This window comes from Phascolarctobacterium faecium, from assembly GCF_003945365.1.
GTDB classification, from domain to species: domain Bacteria; phylum Bacillota; class Negativicutes; order Acidaminococcales; family Acidaminococcaceae; genus Phascolarctobacterium; species Phascolarctobacterium faecium.
The window spans coordinates 1,407,860-1,425,461 of the sequence record NZ_AP019004.1 but is presented as its reverse complement, the minus strand read 5'-3'; the positions used below and the strand labels follow the sequence as shown (position 1 = coordinate 1,425,461).

Here is a 17,602-nt window from a genome sequence, read left to right as displayed (position 1 = left end):
CCCATTAAATATATCTTTTCAGCGTGATGCTTAAACGACCTTTTTTGGTAGTGCCCCTGATCTCGGCTACTTCTACCCTGCCGCGGCTGCGGAAAGAAATGATATCGCCTTCGCTGACCGGCTGGGCTGCGTTCTTGGCCTCTTTCCAGTTTACTTTAACATTCTGGCCTTTGATCTCGTCAGCCATACGTGACCGGGATACGCCATATCCTGCAGCAGCAACGGCATCCAGCCTTAAAGCTGCAACTGTAGCGCTGATGACCTTGACCTTTTCTTCCTTCTGCAGCAGGTCAGCTTCTGTGATCTCGGTCAGTGAAACCGGGGCAGAACCTATCTGCGTCAGATTGTTCATAATGTAAGTAGTAAAAGATTTATCGGCTACGAACTGTGCTCCTTCAGGGATAAAAATAATATCGCCCAAAATCTCGCGTTTACAGCCCATCCCCATAAAAGCTCCCAAAATATCGCGGTGACTGAGTTCATAATAGCGTTTGTCCCATTCGACTTTAAAACAGACCATGCCAAAATCCGGCTGACCAAAAAAGTCTTCGGCAACAAAAGCAACTTTCATTCGCTCGGCATTTTTAAAACCGCCGCTGGTTTCCAGCTTCACATTTTCAAAATTGGCCGCAACGATCTCGGCCACATTACAGCCATGCGGATCAAGAAAATCGCTGACGCGGAATTTTCGGCTTCTATGAGCCCCTTCCGCCAGATCAAGCAGTTTGGCTGCCAGTTCTTCATCGCCGCCGGCCCGAAAATATCTTAAAATCTTTTCTCTATCTGCCATTGGTTATTTACCCTTCAATTTCTCACTGCGTTCCAGCACGGCCAGTACAGCATCATACATCGCCGCACGCACTCCGCGGTTTTCCAGAGCATGGATACCGGCAATGGTAGTTCCGCCTGGCGAAGTTACCTGATCGCGCAGCTGCGCCGGATGCAATGCTGTTTCCAGCACCATTTTGCCGCTGCCGGCAAATGTCTGGGCGGCCAGCTTGATCGCCAGCGCCCGCGGCAGGCCTGCATTAACGCCAGCATCTGCCAGAGCGTCGATCAGCATAAAGACATAGCCCGGACCGCAGCCTGATACCGCCGTGATCGCTTCGATAGCACTTTCAGCCACTACTTCGACCTCGCCGCAGGAACCAAAAATAGTTTTAGCGGCGTCGATCATCTCGGAGCTGACCTTGCTGTCAGGCGCAATCGCCGTCATCCCCGCACCTACTGCCAGCGGTGTATTGGGCATCACTCTGATGACCGCATGTCCCGGCACTACCTGATGCAGCTTTGCCAGATCGACACTGCCCATGATTGAAAGCACCGTTGCCTGCGGCGGCATTGCTGCAGCAAGCTCAGCAGTGATCGCCACATCAACAACCTGCGGTTTTACTGCCAGAATGATCAACCCTGCATCTTTTACCACAGATTTATTATCGCCAGATGCTTTAATGCCGTAGGTTTTCTGTAAATATTCACAGCGTGCCGCTGACGGCTCGCCGACAAAGATCTCACCCGGGTCAGCCAGTCCGGCTCCCAGAATACCTTTGATGATAGCTTCAGTCATAGCGCCGCCGCCGATAAAAGCCAGCGGGCCGGTTTGAGCTGTTATTTTTTCCACGGTTGACCACCCTTTTCATCATAAATGTTGACGCTGGCGTCGATATCTACGTTTTTCGGGGCACAGACCAGAATATTACGGCCGATTTTTTTCATACTGCCGCCTAAAGCGTAAATAGTACCGCTGATAAAGTCGGTCATTCTTTTGGTCACCAGGCCTTCAGTACCTTCAAAGTTCACTACTACAGGCTGGTTGTTGCGCAGATAATCGGCAACCTTCTGCGAATCGTCAAAATTAGCCGGTTCCAGCACTACTACCTTGACCTGCTTTTGAGCAAGCGGCATGGAAATGGTTTTGCCTTCAGGCGAATTTTGGACGTTCTTTTTGCTGAAGAAGGATTTTTTCTCGGCCGGCGCTTCGCTTCTGCTTTCGCTTTTTTCCAAAGCGTCAGGCTCGGGGGGAAGTGCTGCCCTGCTGACGGCAGGTGTGCTGCGGGGAATCCGTTTAGGAGCTGGTTCAGCTTTTTTTACGGGTTCCTCTTCCTCTAAAAGTTCATCATCTTCCTCTTCATATAGACCTAATGTTTCAGAGATACGATCAAAAAATTTCATACATTTCACCATACCTTCATGCTCATTTATTTTTACTGTAATCGCGCTTACCAAATAAGGCCGTACCCACACGCACGATGTTGGCCCCTTCTTCAACAGCTACTGTAAAGTCGTGAGTCATACCCATCGACAGCAGCTCGATCCCGGTCCGCTGCGCACGCAGCTCGCAAAAACAGCGGTAACCTTCTTTAAAAACGGGGCGTGTTTCCTCTATATCATCGCACAGCGGCGCAATAACCATCAAACCGCGTACACGCAGGTTTTGATATTCGTCCAGCTGCGGCAATACCGCCAGATAATCTTCAATCAAAAAGCCTGTCTTCTGCTCCTCGCGGGCGATGTTGAGCTGCAGCAAAATATCCTGCTGCTTATGCTGCTGTCCAGCCGCCTTGTCCAGCGCAGCCAAAAGATGCTCGCTGTCAGCTGATTCAATCAGATCGAACAAGGTGACGGCCTGCCTGGCTTTATTGGTCTGTAAATGGCCGATCAGATGCCAGACGCCGCGGTCAGGCACAATAGTGCGTTTTTCCTTCGCTTCCTGCACCCGGTTTTCGCCGATATTAGTCACACCAAGCGCCAGCGATTCCAGCACCACGTCTACGGGATGATTTTTAGTTACGGCGACCAGTGTTACCTTATCGCCGGTCAGTTTAGTTTCAGTTCGCCGGCTCAAAGCTTCGGCGATCTGGGTCTGTACTTTGTGCAGATTGTCTTTTAACAAAATAAAGACCTCCTAAAAGTTTTATATTCGCCACAAAAACTATTATTCCTTTTTTATCTTCGGCAAATGCTTACGCCCATGCGCCCGGTTTTACCCAACTCGGCACGATAGGAAAAAAACAGTTCCCGATTATCGCAGGTACATGTCGCGGCACAGTGGATATTACCTCGCTCCAGTCCTGCTGCTTCTAATTGTAATCTATTCATCAGCCATAAGTCCAGATGATATTTACCATTTGGTTTAAGCGTAAAACACTCACGGTATTTTGCACCCGCCGTCAGAACTTTATCGTCTACTTCGTAACAGCAGCTGCCAATCGACGGTCCGATCGCCGCCAGCATTTTTTCCGGGTTGCAGCCATAATGACGGCACATCATCTGCACCGTTTTGAGGGCGATCTCCTCCACACTGCCGCGCCAGCCTGCATGCGCCAGTCCCACAGCCCCGGTTTCTGTATCAGCCAGCAAAACCGGTACGCAATCTGCATAAAACAGCAGCAGCGGCACATTTTGCAAATCGGTGATCAAAGCATCAGTGTCGGCAATAGTATCGGCAAAATCCACAGCGCCGCTGCCGATAAGGCCTTCTGTCACACAAACGACCTTACTGCCGTGCACCTGGGCACAGGTAGTAAACCTTGCCGCATCCACACCCAACGCCGCCGCAAACTGCCTGCGGTTGGCGTTTACAAGCTCTGCTTCATCGCCCACATGCAGCGCCAGGTTGAATCCGTCCGGCACAATACTGCTTGCTCCATGCAGACGGCAGCTGCAGCCGTTGCTGAATCCTGCTTCTGTCAGCGCCGTAAATTCACCCAGCCAGACCGGCCCGTTATTTCTTAATCTGAAACTCATACCTGTGCCTCCCCGCAAACACCGCAGCGGCGGCATAAGTCAAAACACATCGGTGTAAATTCTTCCCGCTGCGCCTTCTGCCACTCGCTGATCAAATAAGCTTCGGTAAAGCCCATATCCAAATGCTGCCAGGGCAAAGGCCTGCCGATCTCGTAAGCAGCAGCAGCAAGTTCCTCTATATCCAGTCCCTGCTCTTTCAGCACCTGCTTCAGCGGCATTTCTCTGCGGAAGGCTTCCAGTAAAGCGGTGCCGATCCTGCGATCACCCCTTGCCAAAACTGCCTGCAGAACAGTTTCCTTCAAGGATTCTGTCTGCACCTGGATATGTTTCGCTTTTTTAAAAGCGGTTTCCAGCATTTTAAAACGGCGTTTCAAGGTTTTGACATCGCACAGCGGCGACCATTGAAACGGTGTAAACGGCTTGGGGATGAAACCATTCACGGAAATTATCAGATCGCCTTTATTAAGGGCGGCATCCATCTTTTCTCGTACCCGACCGATCATCGCTATCATTTCTTCGATATCACTGTCAGCTTCCCCCGGCAGGCCCAGCATATAATACAGCTTGATATTTTTCATACCTGCTGCCGCTGCCAGTTCTATGGCATTAAAAACATGTTCTTCGGTAATGCCTTTATTGATGATATTACGCATTTTCACGCTGCCTGCTTCCGGAGCCACAGTCATCGTCCTCTGACCGCTGGCAGCCAAAGCCTGCGTCAGCTCTACATCTAAAGTGTCGGCCCGCAGAGAGGCTACCGTAAAAGGTACCTGCTCATCTACCAGTGTCTGTGTCAGTTCTTTGATGTACGGATAATCAGATACCGCGGCCCCCATCAGCCCGACCTTTTTAGTCTGTGGCGGACGGTTGCGTATTTTAGCAAGCAGCAGCTCAAGATCGCGCGCCCGCGGTTTGCGGAAGCAATAACCTGCCATGCAGAAACGGCAATGCCGCCCGCAGCCTCGTGCTACTTCGACGATATACATATTTTCAAATTCAGTCGCATCTGTCATAATTGCCGATGTCTGCGGATAATTATCCAGTTCACGTACCCACTGACGTTTTACGCTGGCAGGCACCTGCGGTGACGCCAGCATACCGCAGAACATACCGCCAGCATCGTACTGCGGCTTATAAAACCGCGGCACATAGATGCCGCTCAGCTGCGCCAGCTCCAACAGTGTATCTTCCTTAGACAGGCCTTTGTCCCTGGCTTCATAAACAGCGTCCAGCAGTTTATTGACAGTTTCTTCACCTTCACCGATCACGAAAGCATCGGCAACCCCTGCTAAAGGCTCAGGATTGAAGGTCGCGCAGGGACCGCCGATGATCACCAGCGGTTCTTTGGCGCCGCGTGCTGCCGCCTCAGGCTTCACATTGCTCTGCGCCAGCATAGTCAGTAAATTGGTATAATCCATTTCAAATGACATCATCACGCAGATAACTTCAAAATCTGCAAGCGGCCTCTGTGTTTCCAGTGATAAAAGCGGCGTTTTCGTGCGTTTATGCTCTGCTAAGAGCTTGCTGTCAGGCAGAAAGAAACGTTCGCAGGCTGAATCGCCGCGGCTGTTGATGAGCTGATACAGGATATGCAGTCCCAGATTCGACATCCCCAGATGATAAGTATTGGGGTAAATAAAGGCCACCGGCCTCCGCGCGCCAGGCGCAAATACCTGTACCCCGCTCTCGCGGGCAACTATTTCTTTCAACGCATTTTTAAGCTCCCAGGTCAACTTGTCTACCTCGTTTATACTCTCTCAGTGTGCTGTTAGTCCTTCAACCGTTTTTCAAACATTTCGATCACCGTTTTCAACACCTTCAGGCGGGCATAATATTTATTATTGCCTTCCACTATCGTCCACGGTGCATAATCAGTACTTGTGCGCACCAGCATTTCGTTCACAGCCGCTTCATAGGCATCCCATTTCTCACGGTTGCGCCAGTCTTCGTCAGTGATCTTCCATTCCTTGTTCGGATTTTGCTCCCGCTCCTTAAAGCGTTTATACTGCTCGTCTTTATCTATCTGCAGCCAGAATTTGCCTATCACCGTACCGTATTCCGCCCATTGGGCTTCCATCTCGTTGATCTCGGCATAGGCCCGCCCCCATTCATCCTGCGTTGCAAAGCCTTCGATACGTTCTACCATGACCCTGCCGTACCAGGTACGGTCAAAAATGGCGATCTCTCCCTGTTTGGGAAAGCGTGTCCAAAAACGCCATAGATAGTTAAAAGATTTCTCTACCACGTTGGGAGCCGCTACCGGGTTCACCGAATACCCCAGCGGATCGAGAGCTGCCGTCAGCCGACGGATCGCTCCGCCCTTACCGCCTGCATCCCAGCCTTCAAAGCCAAAGACCGAAGGAATACCCTTTTTATACATTTCATACTGCAAAATACTCAGTTTGGACTGGTATTTATCCAGTTTCTCTTTATATTCCGCTTTTGCGATTTCTTTGGACAGATCGACCTTTGATAAAACGTCGTAGATCTCGGTACGCGGCAACACCAGCTGCTGCCCGGCTTTCTGTCTGCGGGCTTCCGCTTCGGCCAGCGCCAGTTCCAGCCGCTGTACGATCACATCAAATATCGAGACCTCGGCAAAACGCGTATCGTCGCCGGCGATCAGATACCAGTGGGCATTAGGCCGGTCGCTGTCGATAAACATTTTCTCGTAGATTTCCAGATACCGCTGATAATCTACAAAATCATCATCGCTTTCGCTGACCTTGTTCCAGCCTTTACCATAGGTTTTTTCAGCCTTCTGCACATTAGCCTTCAGCTGTTTTTCGGAAACGTGTACAAAAAATTTCAGCAGCACATAATTATCATCAGTCAGCTGCTTTTCAAAAGCATTGATATGCCTGTAGCTCGTATTTATTCTTTTAACTTGATCCGCATCGCGGTCAAAGGTATATTCATTTTTCAGATAGTACCAGCTGCGGTAATACACAGCCATATTGCCTTTTGCCGGCAGCTGCCGCCAGAAAGGCTCAAAAAAAGGTTGGTCCGGTTCTTCATCCGCCATTTTTGAAGCCGAATAAACTCTGAACCCGCGGGCATCCATCTGCTGCATCATATGATTGATGATGACGCTGCGCTGTGACCCACGCCAGCCTTCAAACAAAATTATTACAGGAATACCAGCAGCGCGGCAAGCACGCTGCAGTTCTCCCAGCCTGGTTTCAAAATAACTCATTTTTTCATTATAGGCATCTTTTTTCAGGCTTTGTTTTAAATCGATTTTTTCTAACACCAATATCACCTTGTTCTCTATAGATTATCAGTCAAAAGCAGTTAAAAATTCAGTCATGCAGGCAGCAACACCTTTCTTTACTGCCCTGCTCTGGCTCGCGCCGCCGATCTTCCAAAAAGCTACGGCCGACGATGACCCAACTTCCTCCACGATCCTGTTGAACAGATATTTCTCAGTTTTTACATCCACACATTTCAGCTTCATGGTAATGACTGAACTATAAGTCTGACTGCCGACGATAACCATAAAGCCGGTTTCCTTGTTGCGCGGCGGCTCCATCTCCATGTAGATCACACGGTCGACGCCCAGCTCTTTCCCAACGGCAACAAGCTCTGCCAATACCGGCGCGTCAGCGTTTTCAAACGGATGGTTCTGCATCGCCTTAGCAACAGCTTTGGCACTGGCAACGGTATTCACGCCGCCTTTTTTAGCAGGCGGATATTTCTCTTTCAGCGCGTCTTTGATAGAATTAGCCGCTACCTTACGGCCCTTTTCATCCATGCCCGACTGGTCGATATACGGCAGCACCGCCACCGAATAAGGCACTGTCGAAGCAGTTATTTTTTTCTCTGCCTCTTTGTCAGCCCTGCCTGTATCGGCTACGCCGGCAGTAACGGCATCGATTGAAGAACTTTCCTGTGCCTGCAGCGGAGCGGCCCCAAAAAGCAGCGCTCCAGCCAGCAGTACAGCAGCAAGTTTTTTATTCATTAACTAACAACACTTCTTTCGTTAGAAAAATAATCTTGCCCAATTATCAAAAACTATCATCGTACGGTTTCAGCGACCGAGGTTTGTCCAATATCTGCGCCATCACAAAGCCATAGCGTACATCTTCAGCTACTGTCCCGCGGCTGCGAAAGCCTTTAAAGGCAGGCTGGGGCTTCTGCGGCTCAAAACGTTTATACAAGGGTTCCGGAACAGCAGCTTCTGCTGCCGGTGCAGGTTCCTGACAGGTATTTTCCGCCTCAGGCTGCTTTTTGGGCGCCCGGTCTTCAGGAAACTCCACATACCACGGTACAGCTTCTTCGTCCTCACCTTCATAGCCGCGCCCCTGCCTTTCCTCCGGCAGCTGCGTCTGCCAATCAGCAGGCTGCTGCGGTGGCGGCGCAGGACGCTTCTTGCGGTTACGGACATCGAAAAAGATAAAAAACAACAGTACGATGAGAGGATAAAACAGCATTAAATTGTCCATACATTCGCCTCATCTCAATACAATAACCGGCTCATACAGTCGGCTTATTTCGGGTTGCTGCCTTTTTCGCCGCTATTTTCAGGGCTGGAACCGGCAATCATTTTCCGCATATCAGTATCAGCATTGATATTGTTCATGCGGTAGTAATCCATCACGCCTAAACGGCCGTTTTCCAAAGCATCTGCCAACGCAGTCGGTACTTTGGCCTGAGCTTCGACGACCTTCGCCTGCATTTCCTGGGTATAGGCTTTCATTTCCTGTTCTTTAGCAACTGCCATTGCGCGGCGTTCTTCGGCGCGGGCCTGGGCGATTCGTTTATCGGCTTCAGCCTGGTCAGTCATCAAAGCGGCGCCAATGTTACGGCCTACGTCGACATCGGCAATATCAATAGACAGGATCTCAAAAGCAGTACCTGCGTCAAGTCCTTTAGCCAAAACGGTACGCGAAATGAAATCAGGATTTTCCAATACATCGCTGTGTTTAACAGCAGAACCAACATTAGTAACGATACCTTCACCGACACGGGCGATAATAGTCGCTTCACCGGCGCCGCCGACCAGACGGTCAATATTGGCGCGTACGGTAACGCGGGCTTTGACCTTCAGTTCGATGCCGTCTTTAGCAACTGCCGAAACTACCGGCGTTTCAATTACTTCGGGGTTAACGCTCATCTGTACTGCTTCCAGCACATTACGTCCGGCAAGGTCAATAGCGCAGGAACGCTCAAAAGACAGCGGGATCTGAGCTCTGTGAGCAGCGATCAGCGCATCGATGACACGGTCAACGTTACCGCCTGCCAGATAATGCGCTTCCAGCTGATTGACATTGACGTCCAGACCTGCCTTATTGGCTTTGATAAGCGGCAGCACGATCTGGGAAGCCGGCACGCGGCGGAACCGCATACCCACTAAATTGAAAATACCAACGTTGACACCGGCAGCGATAGCCGAGATCCACAGCGCCAGCGGTACAAAATTCAAAAATACGGCGATACCGGCAATGATCAGGATAAACATGAACCCGCCGTTAAACAAAAAATCAAACATCACAACACTTCCTTTACTAGTTAGTTTTTACTTCCTGAACAAACAGTTTATTGCCTTCCACTTTCACGATCTCTACCAATGCGCCCGGCATGATATAATCGCCAAAGCTCACCACGTCGACACGTTCGCCGTCGATGATGACAGTTCCCGCAGGACGCAGCGGTGCTACGACCTCTCCACGTTTACCAAGATACTGCGAGTGATCCTCGGCACCTGTATAACCGTGACGGTTCTCTTGTTTCTCCCATAAAACAAAGGGATTCCACTTGCTTTCGGCGGGCAGATAAACAAACAGCAGGGCAACTACTGCGCCCAGTGCCAGTACAACACCAAGCAAAATATACGCGGCCTCAGCGCCGCCGCCCAGCAGATAATATGAGCCTGCCAGCAGCGAGATCAGACCCGTAACGCCAAAAAAGCCAAACCCCGGCACCACTGCTTCGATTCCCAAAAGCACGATCCCGACGCCCAGTAAAATATATTCGATTGGCATAGGCTTTTACCTCCCTTCGTATCGTTATATTATACCAAAAAACTTACCTAACAGGCAAATTTCACTATTCTTTTACAAAAGTCAAACCCCACCGGCGGCGGGGTTTGTTCTTGATGCTGCTATTTGATTGTTCATATTCTTTTCCGCAGCAGCCTATTCCAGCTTAATACCGTCGCCTTCAACTGATACCGACGCCTGTTCGATCGTATTGCGGCGGCGTTTATCAAGATTACGGTATTCTTCCTGCTGCATTTTTTCAGCCTTAATATTCGTCAGAGTCCCCGTATATTTACTGTCGGAGGACGGGGCGTAATTATCTGACGAAGGCTCCGGTTCTGGGCTTTTTTCCTTAATGACAAGCTTCCCGGTGACATTCAGCGCATAACCGTCCTGTGCAGAGAAATATTCCCTGACCTCCATCACTGTTTTCGTCAGTTCCGTAAATTCCAGCTGCAGCAAATCATCTAATGTACACTCCAGCGCATTAGCGGCACGTAGTAAAACACGGAAATTAACTGCGACTCTGCAACACTCAATATTGCTCAGATGCGTTTGACTGATAACCAAAGCCCGGGCCAGTTCACCCTGGCTGATACCGCGGCATGTCCTGAGCAGCTTGATATTAGCGCCGATTATTTTCAAACAGCGTTCATCGTACATATTGCCCGCCTCACATCTTAATGTAATCAGATCATATTTTTTAAATTTATCAGCACTTTATCTGCTATTACTTGCAGAACATTTACCAAACAATATTTTCTATAATTTTAGCACTGTTGTAACCCCCACAAGACATACAAGAACTTTTTTACGCCGCCGTCCGGTTCCGTTATTGCTCTTACGTTTTGATAATCGCCAAAATCACCTCCAGCAAACAGTGCTGCTGCCCGTCCGCACAACACTTTCACACTACTGTCCTGGCAGATATGGTATAATAAAAGCCATTAAACAACTCTGATATTTTTTATTCGGCAGCTTCGCCTGTCCTGACACAGAAAGGTACAGCTATGCATTATGTGCAAGTAAAAGGCATCCTCTCAGCTAAAAATGGTATGAACCTGTATCGCGGCTGCTCACACGGCTGCATTTACTGTGATTCACGCAGCAGCTGTTATCAGATGCCGCATGCTTTTGAAGATATCGAAGTCAAACAAAACGCTCTTGTACTGCTGGAAGAAGCCCTGCGGCGCAAGCGCAAAAAATGTATGATCGGCACCGGGTCGATGACAGATCCTTATATTCCTCTGGAAACCGAACTCGGCAGCGTGCGGCAGGCTATGGAGCTTGTTTATAAATATGGCTGCGGTTTTACAGTGCTGACTAAATCGGACCGGATCCTGAGGGATCTTGATCTGCTGCAAAAAATAAACGCGTCTGCAAAATGCGTAGTCCAAATGACTCTGACCACCTATGACGAAGAATTGTGCAAAAAAATAGAGCCGTATGTAAGTACGACCCGTGAGCGTTTCGAAGCTTTAAAGCAATTACGTGACGCAGGTATCCCGACTGTAGTCTGGCTTGCTCCCATTCTGCCTTTTATCAACGATACCGAAGCTAATCTCCGCGGTATTTTATATTACTGTATCGAAGCCGGCGTTTACGGCATTATTTGTTTCGGTATGGGGCTGACGCTGCGCGACGGCAACCGCGAATACTTTTACCAGCAGCTGGACAGACACTTCCCCGGACTGAAAAAACGCTATATCGACACCTACGGAAATCAGTACGTTATCGACAGTCCCAACAGTAAACAGCTGATGCAGCTGCTGCGGCAAAAATGCCGTCAGCATGGTATCATTCAGGATAATCAGCAGTTATTTGCCTATCTGAGCACTTTTCCAAGCAATCAGGCAGACCTGCAGCAAAGTTTATTTGAATAAACTTTACTGCAGGCTGGTATAAAAACAATTTGAAGAAAGGTTTTGTATTTCTATGAAATCATCTTACTATAAATACTTTGCTGCGCTTTTGTTATTTGGTTCCAACGGCATCGTTGCCAGTAATATCAATCTGCCCAGCTACGAAATCGTTCTGCTGCGTCTATTGCTTGGCAGCCTTTTTCTTATAACTGTTTTTACGGTTTCCAGACAAAGGTTTACTTTTTACCGGAATAAGCACACTTGCCTTTATCTTTTCATTTCGGCGTCAGCTATGGGAGCAAGCTGGATGCTGCTTTACGAAGCCTATCAGCAGGTCGGGATCAGCATAGCATCTTTAGCCTATTACTGCGGTCCGGTAATCGTTATGATTCTTTCACCTTTTCTTTTTCGTGAAACTCTGACCTGGCCTAAAATAGCTGGTTTTTTAACTGTTCTGGCCGGGATGTGCCTAGTGAACTTACAGGCGCTGGACGAAGGTAAAACTATTTGGGGTCTTTTCTGCGGCTTAATGTCTGCGTTTATGTATGCACTGATGGTAACAGCAAATAAAAAAGCCAAACCTAAATCCGGTTTGGAAAATTCTTTGCTGCAACTTGTCATCGGCTCTTTTATCGTCGTCGCATTTGTCAGTATGCAGAAAAACTTTGTTCTGTCACTGACAACGATTGACTGGATACCGGTTTTACTGCTCGGCTTGCTTAATACAGGAATCGGCTGTTATTTATATTTTTCTTCTATTACAGACTTGCCAGTCCAGACCGTTGCCATATGCGGTTATCTGGAACCACTGTCTGCAGTTGTTTTTTCTGTACTCTTTTTACATGAAGTCCTGTTGCCTTTACAAATGCTAGGAGCCGTACTTATACTTGGCGGCGCCATATTTGGAGAATGCTTCAATCCTGAAAAACAGCAGTGGCTGCAGTCAAAATAAAGCTCAAAAGCATAATAAAAAAGCAAGCCGCTAGCGGCTTGCTTTTTTATTATCACTATTTAAATCAAATGCTTTACTAAACTAAAAATCACTATTTACATCTTATACTTAAAATCGCAGTGCACCATAACGGCTTTCCAGCTTATGCAGGTGTTCGGTAAGAACTCCCGGCTCAATATAAGCATATTCCAATATCTGCAGTGCATTCGGTGCATAATCCCTGATAGAAGCAAAATAAGGTTCCCATTCGATCGTTCCCAGTCCTACAGGCTGATGGCTGTCTCCGCTGCCATCGTTATCATGCACATGTACAGCCAACAGCTTTTTCTGCAGCCGTTTCACGGTTTCAGGAAGATTCCAGCCATTAACGTGGGCATGTCCCGTATCCAAAAGTGCCAGAGCCTGCGGATAACGTTCAAACAGTGCCAGATATTCTTCAAAATCAAAAAGCAGTGATCCACAGGGACGCAGACCCACATTTTCTATAACAACTTGAACGCCGTAGCTTTGTGCCAGGCTGATCACTTCAGCCAAGCGCTGATAGACCAGTTCTTTAACTGCGGCAACCTCACCATGGTAAATTTCATTGGTATGCACAACTACAAATTCTGCTTTGATCTTTTGGGCATAGGTAAAGGTTTGAGCGTAGGCTTTTAAATAATATTCATCACTGCTGTCTGCCAGATTTACAGCAACACAGGGACCATGGATAGAAAATGTTCTTTTTTCCTTATTATTCTGCGCCAGCGGCAGCAATACCGTATCCCAATAATGGTCGGTCCCGAATTCATAAAAAAATTCGATATTATAGGTCAACGGCAAACCGCTGAGATATTTTTTATTGAAACCGCCAAAAGCCAGATCACTAACTGCCCATTGCATCAGTAAAAACCTCCCCTTTTTCTATATAGCCAATATTCCTGCCGCTTGTCACATCAAACAGACTCACATCGTCCCAGCTGAAACAGATCCCGCTGGAATTTTGTACATCCGCATTGCGGTCACTTACTGTAACGCTGATATTCTCACCACTCTCAAGCTGTAATTCAACAGTACGCTGATTACCTGTATTTTCTACATAAGTTATACTTCCCTGCACAGCAGCGTCCTCGCTTAAACGGCAATGCTCAGGCCTGATACCCAGCAGCAGGTCTCTGCGCTGTCCGATCACCTGACGCCACAGCTCCGGTACCGGCAGTACGGCCTTGCCGATACAAATACAATCACGGTTAAAACGTGCTTTGAGGATATTCATTGACGGGGCGCCAATAAAACCGGCAACAAATGTATTAGCCGGGTGACGGTAGATCGTATCCGGAGCGGCTATCTGCTGCAGTTCGCCATCTTTCAGCACAACGATACGATCGGCGACAGTCATTGCCTCTACCTGATCATGCGTTACATAAATCATTGTCGGTTTATAGATCTCATGAATACGTACCAGTTCTGTCCTGGCCTGCTGCCGCAGCTGAGCGTCCAAATTGGACAGCGGTTCATCCAGTAAAAAGTAGGGTGATTGCTTTACAAGGGCACGGCATAAGGCCACTCTCTGTTTCTGCCCGCCTGAAAGCTGTTTGGGCTTATAGTTTTCATAGCCTCTTAAATTAAGTATTTCTAAGGCTTCATCGGCTCTTTTTTTGATTTCCGCTTCCGGAAGCTTTTGGATATGCAGGCCAAAGGTGATATTATCCCAGACAGAAAGATGCGGAAACAGCGCATAGCTTTGAAAAACCATGGCAATATTACGTTCACCGGGAGCAATATCATTAACTACTCTGCCTCCCATTTTCAGCTGACCGCTGGTAATATCTTCCAAACCAGCGATCATTCGCAGCGTAGTAGTTTTGCCGCAGCCGGAAGGCCCCAGCAAAATCAGGCGCTCGCCTTCTTTTATTTCCAGATTCAAAGACTTGACGATTTTAGCATCGCCGTAAGATTTACAGACGTTTTCAAATACAATACTGTTCATATATTATCCTTTGACCCCCGATTGCATAAAGGTATTGAGTATAAATTTTTGGCAGACGAGATATAATGCCAGCGGCGGCAGACTGGTCAGAGTAGCGACAGCCATAGCTATCCCCCACTCACTGCCGCCTTCAGCGCTGATAAACATTTGCAGTGCCAGCGGCAGGGTATAGGTTTCTTTGTCCTGCAGTACCAGCAGCGGCCAAAAGTATTCGTTCCATGAGTTGATAAAAAACAGGATACCGACTGCTATTATCGACGGTTTGATCAGCGGCAGCACAACCTTGCGCAATACCTGCAGCGGGCCGGCATTATCTAAAACAGCGGCTTCCAGCAATGGTTTGGGTATGCCGCGCATCGTCTGACGCATCAGGAACACACCCATACCATCAACAAACTGCGGCAGCATAACACCCCAGGGAGTATTCAGCAGGTCCAGCCTGCTCATCAGCAAATAATTCGGCATAATCAGTACCGTTATCGGAATAAAGAAGGTCAGCAGCATGCTGTTAAAAACTGTTTCTTTATATTTAAAGTCATAATAGATAAAGGCAAAAGCTGCCAAAACACTGGTCAGCACTTTGAATACTGTTACGAACGCAGCAATGAAAAATGTATTATAGATATAAGTAAACAGCGGAAAATTGCCTAATACGGTAAGATAGTTATTCAATGTCGGTGGCAGAGGCAATGGATTGAGTGTTGCCTGAAAAATCTGGTCCATATCTTTGAGCGATGTGGAAACCATAAAAACTATCGGCCACAGCTGAATAAATACTGCCACAAGCAAAGGCAGATGCCAGCAAAGATCTTGATGTGTTTTAGTTTTCATAATAAACTTTTTTCTCCAGATATTTATTTTTCAGATACAGGAACGCCATATAACAGAACATGGTGATAATAGCGAAAGCCGCTGATTTACCGGTTTGGAAGAAAATAAAACCATACTGATAGACGATATATACCAAATTGGAACTGCCCTGATCCGGTCCTCCCTGCGTCAGCATATTGACAGGTACCAGTACATACTGCAGACCGAAAACTACAGTGATCGTGAAAACATAAATTGCAGTAGAAGAAGTCATCGGTATGATAATACGTCTAAAGATCGTCCAGTTCGAAGCGTTCTCCAGCTTGGCTGCTTCGATCATTTCCCTTGGCACGGCAACCATCGCTGCCAGCATCACGATCAGGTTATAACCAAATACTTTCCAGCCAATGATAGTACAGATAGAAAAAATAACGAGCAGATTTTCCTTAAACCAGCGCGGCGATTCCATATCAAACCACGCAAGCACTATACTAAGCGGTCCGGCCAAAGGATTATAGATCCACAGGAACAGAATGCTTGCCACCGCCAGGGATAAAGTTGCCGGCAGAAACAAAACAGAGCGATAAAACATTTTTCCCCGCTGAAGAAGATGCCCGAGGATAAACGAATAAAGATACGGCAAGACAAAGTTGAACAGCAGCATAATAAGCACAAAAATTACCGTATTCCCAATGATTTTGTACACCTCTTTGCTGCCTAAAATATCAATGTAGTTGCTCAGTCCCACATATTTCATCGTCGGGCTGATCATATTCCAGCTGAAGAAGCTAAGATACAGATTCTGCAGCAACGGCCAGTAAAAGAAAATAACAAACAGCAGAGCCGCCGGCAGTAAGAACCAAAACGCAGGCCACTTGGCTTTATTCATAACAACTCTCCTTTGGTAAAAATCAGGATGCCGCAACAAGCAGCATCCTGATTGGTTCAATCGTTTGTATTACAGTAAGTTATTGATCTTTTCTGCAGTTTCGTGCAGCGCTTGGGCGGCAGTTTCTTTGCCGCTCAGTATAATATCGCGTGCGTCAATCAAGAGCTGTTCAGCCTGTAATCCGTTAGCGCCAGGGAAGCTGGCCCATTTTACCAGATTAGGCATCGTAGACAAGGCAACCTGGATATTTTTGTTTTCTTCGATCATTTTTTTGAAACCGTTGGGGTCGTCTGCTACGCCTTTACGCGGAGGTAGATAACCTGTACCGGTGCTCCATTTAGCCAGCGCTTCAGGAGATTCGATATATTTAATGAATTCCCATGCTGCTTTTTGTTTATCGGCATCTTTTGAGAACAGCATCAGGAAGTTACCACCTGCCGGCACTTTCAATTCTTTGCCTTCAAACTGTGGGAAAGGAGCTGCCATAACTTTGAACTTGGCGCTTTTTTCAAAATTGGCACGTTTGCCAATAGTAGTGCAAACCATCCCCAACTTACCGGACAGATAAGCCTGGAACCCTTCTTCATTAGTAGCATGCAGGCCATTGCCGTCTTTGACCATATCAGCCAACAACTGATAAGCTGCTGCTGCTTCGGGAGTATCGAAACCGGCTTTGACTTTGCCGCCTTCATTTTTCAGCATTGAACCGCCGTTAGATTCAATAATGGCCTGCTGAGTCCAGTTATCAGCATATTCCTGCATAAAAAAGCCCATATTACCGGTCTTTTCTTTGATCTGTTTTGCCGCACTCACTACCTCTTTCCAGGTTTTAGGCGGATTATTGGGGTCAAGTCCTGCTGCAGTAAAAATTTCAGGATTATAGAACAGGACAGGCACACTTATAGAATATGGAATACCGATCTGTTTGCCGTCATCAGTCTGAGCCAATGCCAGAACATTAGGCAGATAATTCTCTTTCAAGAAATTTTTGTCTTCAGGAGCCTGCTTTTCGATCATCGGCTGCAGGTCAGTGTATTTAAGATTTTCAGCGGCATAGTTCAAATAAGACCAGCCCATCTGCACAACGTCAGGATTTTTACCGGAAGCGATAGCTGCCTGCAGATTTTGTGTCAACCCTTTATACATATCAGGGTTATATTTTTCGACAACCTGGATATTGGGATGCTTGGCATTAAAATCGGCAACCAGTTCTTTAACCGTTGTACCGCCGAAGCTTTCGGAGGCTACATGCCAATATTCAATCTGCACTTTTTTGTCAACACCGCCTTTAGACTGATTATCACTGCTGCCGCAGCCGGTAAAGACCATCGCACTGGCAGCTGCCAAAAGCAGTGCCGCAAGTTTCTTCTTCATCATCATTTTTACCCTCCA

General features: G+C 47.7%; 19 protein-coding genes. 2 read left to right on the top strand and 17 right to left on the bottom strand.

From position 1 onward, the window contains the following. Positions 1 to 4 precede the first annotated feature (4 nt). From PFJ30894_RS06995 to PFJ30894_RS06940, 12 genes are all read right to left on the bottom strand, one after another. A complete protein-coding gene (locus PFJ30894_RS06995; RefSeq protein WP_021717677.1) occupies positions 5 to 790 on the bottom strand; it encodes a YlmH family RNA-binding protein in 786 nt (261 codons plus the stop codon). Positions 791 to 793: 3 nt separating this feature from the next. Beyond that, on the bottom strand, positions 794 to 1,621 hold the full coding sequence (gene proC, locus PFJ30894_RS06990) for a pyrroline-5-carboxylate reductase (RefSeq protein WP_125669379.1): 828 nt from the start codon (positions 1,619 to 1,621) through the stop codon (positions 794 to 796). Next, positions 1,609 to 2,172, bottom strand: a complete 564-nt coding sequence (locus tag PFJ30894_RS06985) for a cell division protein SepF (protein WP_113077363.1) — start codon at positions 2,170 to 2,172, stop codon at positions 1,609 to 1,611. Before PFJ30894_RS06985 ends, proC begins: the two co-directional genes overlap by 13 nt. 22 nt (positions 2,173 to 2,194) lie before the next feature. Further along, a complete protein-coding gene (locus tag PFJ30894_RS06980) occupies positions 2,195 to 2,893 on the bottom strand; it encodes a YggS family pyridoxal phosphate-dependent enzyme (protein ID WP_125669378.1) in 699 nt (232 codons plus the stop codon). Between the two features lie 53 nt (positions 2,894 to 2,946). Then, entirely contained in the window at positions 2,947 to 3,747 is an 801-nt protein-coding gene (gene pgeF / locus PFJ30894_RS06975) for a peptidoglycan editing factor PgeF (RefSeq protein ID WP_125669376.1), read from the bottom strand. Next, complete coding sequence (locus PFJ30894_RS06970) at positions 3,744 to 5,480, bottom strand: radical SAM protein (RefSeq protein WP_125669374.1); 1,737 nt, start codon at positions 5,478 to 5,480, stop codon at positions 3,744 to 3,746. The genes pgeF and PFJ30894_RS06970 overlap by 4 nt, the downstream gene beginning before the upstream one ends. 35 nt (positions 5,481 to 5,515) lie before the next feature. Beyond that, complete coding sequence (gene pap / locus PFJ30894_RS06965) at positions 5,516 to 7,000, bottom strand: polyphosphate:AMP phosphotransferase (protein ID WP_044491646.1); 1,485 nt, start codon at positions 6,998 to 7,000, stop codon at positions 5,516 to 5,518. Between the two features lie 27 nt (positions 7,001 to 7,027). After that, positions 7,028 to 7,708 carry a hypothetical protein gene (locus tag PFJ30894_RS06960; RefSeq protein ID WP_113077116.1) on the bottom strand — a complete coding sequence of 227 codons (681 nt, stop codon included), beginning with the start codon at positions 7,706 to 7,708 and terminating at the stop codon, positions 7,028 to 7,030. A gap of 46 nt (positions 7,709 to 7,754) precedes the next feature. Next, positions 7,755 to 8,192 carry a hypothetical protein gene (locus tag PFJ30894_RS06955; RefSeq protein ID WP_113077117.1) on the bottom strand — a complete coding sequence of 146 codons (438 nt, stop codon included), beginning with the start codon at positions 8,190 to 8,192 and terminating at the stop codon, positions 7,755 to 7,757. A gap of 44 nt (positions 8,193 to 8,236) precedes the next feature. Continuing rightward, positions 8,237 to 9,238, bottom strand: coding sequence for a flotillin-like protein FloA (floA, locus tag PFJ30894_RS06950; RefSeq protein WP_021717668.1), 1,002 nt, complete (start codon positions 9,236 to 9,238; stop codon positions 8,237 to 8,239). A 16-nt stretch (positions 9,239 to 9,254) separates the two neighbouring features. Continuing rightward, a complete protein-coding gene (locus PFJ30894_RS06945) occupies positions 9,255 to 9,731 on the bottom strand; it encodes an NfeD family protein (protein WP_021717667.1) in 477 nt (158 codons plus the stop codon). Between the two features lie 153 nt (positions 9,732 to 9,884). Beyond that, on the bottom strand, positions 9,885 to 10,391 hold the full coding sequence (locus tag PFJ30894_RS06940; RefSeq protein WP_113077118.1) for a helix-turn-helix domain-containing protein: 507 nt from the start codon (positions 10,389 to 10,391) through the stop codon (positions 9,885 to 9,887). A 347-nt stretch (positions 10,392 to 10,738) separates the two neighbouring features. Here PFJ30894_RS06940 and PFJ30894_RS06935 point away from each other — a divergent pair, with 347 nt between their 5' ends. Beyond that, positions 10,739 to 11,611 carry an SPL family radical SAM protein gene (locus PFJ30894_RS06935; RefSeq protein WP_113077119.1) on the top strand — a complete coding sequence of 291 codons (873 nt, stop codon included), beginning with the start codon at positions 10,739 to 10,741 and terminating at the stop codon, positions 11,609 to 11,611. A 52-nt stretch (positions 11,612 to 11,663) separates the two neighbouring features. Further along, positions 11,664 to 12,542, top strand: coding sequence for a DMT family transporter (locus PFJ30894_RS06930; RefSeq protein ID WP_113077120.1), 879 nt, complete (start codon positions 11,664 to 11,666; stop codon positions 12,540 to 12,542). A gap of 108 nt (positions 12,543 to 12,650) precedes the next feature. On the opposite strand, the gene PFJ30894_RS06925 is transcribed toward PFJ30894_RS06930, so the two are convergent. The 5 genes from PFJ30894_RS06925 to PFJ30894_RS06905 form a co-directional block, all read right to left on the bottom strand. Further along, positions 12,651 to 13,424 (bottom strand): sugar phosphate isomerase/epimerase family protein, encoded by a 774-nt coding sequence (locus PFJ30894_RS06925; protein ID WP_021717663.1) that lies wholly within the window; start codon positions 13,422 to 13,424, stop codon positions 12,651 to 12,653. After that, positions 13,408 to 14,511 (bottom strand): ABC transporter ATP-binding protein, encoded by a 1,104-nt coding sequence (locus PFJ30894_RS06920; protein ID WP_113077121.1) that lies wholly within the window; start codon positions 14,509 to 14,511, stop codon positions 13,408 to 13,410. The genes PFJ30894_RS06925 and PFJ30894_RS06920 overlap by 17 nt, the downstream gene beginning before the upstream one ends. A 3-nt stretch (positions 14,512 to 14,514) precedes the next feature. After that, on the bottom strand, positions 14,515 to 15,342 hold the full coding sequence (locus PFJ30894_RS06915) for a carbohydrate ABC transporter permease (RefSeq protein ID WP_113077122.1): 828 nt from the start codon (positions 15,340 to 15,342) through the stop codon (positions 14,515 to 14,517). Then, the gene (locus tag PFJ30894_RS06910) at positions 15,332 to 16,210 is read right to left on the bottom strand and encodes a carbohydrate ABC transporter permease (protein WP_021717660.1); all 879 of its coding nucleotides are present in this window, start codon (positions 16,208 to 16,210) and stop codon (positions 15,332 to 15,334) included. The genes PFJ30894_RS06915 and PFJ30894_RS06910 overlap by 11 nt, the downstream gene beginning before the upstream one ends. 69 nt (positions 16,211 to 16,279) lie before the next feature. After that, positions 16,280 to 17,590: an ABC transporter substrate-binding protein gene (locus PFJ30894_RS06905; RefSeq protein ID WP_021717659.1), complete on the bottom strand. Its 1,311-nt coding sequence runs from the start codon at positions 17,588 to 17,590 to the stop codon at positions 16,280 to 16,282. Positions 17,591 to 17,602 lie beyond the last annotated feature (12 nt).